Annotated in this window: 1 pseudogene; it reads left to right on the forward strand. The window is 46.8% G+C overall.

Annotation, left to right across the window (positions count from 1 at the left end):
* Window positions 1-776, forward strand: a pseudogene (locus tag KZA12_RS14750) (hypothetical protein); the annotation flags it as partial.
* Window positions 777-865: the final 89 nt, after the last annotated feature.

Below are 865 nucleotides of genomic sequence, written 5' to 3' on the forward strand. Positions count from 1 at the left end.
AAGGTGATGCGATCTCTGTTGGCATCAGTCTTGGTATGACGGATAACAAGCCTCAAGGCAACACTAATGGTTTAGGCTATGGTACAGATGGAGATAGTGATGGCAGTACTACCCGTGCAGGTATTACAGGTATTGCGGGTAACAGTGGCATCACCACTGACAATCGAGAGGAGTATGCAGGAGCGCTTGAGAATGGGTTTGATGCGACTCGTGTCAATGAGGAGCTTGGGGCGCAGGTAGAGATTACCCAAGAGTTCGGTAAGGAAGCACCTAAGGCAGTGGCTGAGTTCTCTGGAAAAAGACAGACACAGTTGATACTTGACGGTGATTTAGAAGCAGCTGAAAAGTGGGGAGAAGGTGGCGCTTATCGGGTGGCTTTGCATACGCTAGTCGGTGCTATTGCGACAGGTAGTGTCGAAGGTGCTTTAGCAAGTGGAACAACTGCGGTCTCTATTCCTGCGGTAGGTCGTTACTTAGATGAGCAAGGCGTTGATGAGACTACTCGTGATGCATTGTTACTCGGCTTATCGGCTGCTACTGGAGCTGTTGTTGGTGGAGACACGGCAAGTACAGCTAGTAATGTGAATCAGACGCAGAATAATTTCTTAAGTCATAAAGAGCGTGACAAGCTTAACAAGTTACTAGAAAAAGCACGTAAAGGTAATGGCAAACTTACCTTGAGTGAGTCACAGCAGCTAACTAATATTATAGAAAAAGATCAACTAACTGATGCATTATTGAACCGCCCCGGGATTGTCGGAGACCTAATATTCTGAGAGAATACGACAATGAAAACACGACATTATACTCCTGAGATTAAAGAACGCGCCGTTCGCATGCTCATTGAAGCGGCAGGCGACTACCC

Origin of the sequence: Psychrobacter sp. BF1 (genome assembly GCF_019279065.1) — a bacterium.
GTDB classification, from domain to species: Bacteria; Pseudomonadota; Gammaproteobacteria; order Pseudomonadales; family Moraxellaceae; genus Psychrobacter; species Psychrobacter urativorans.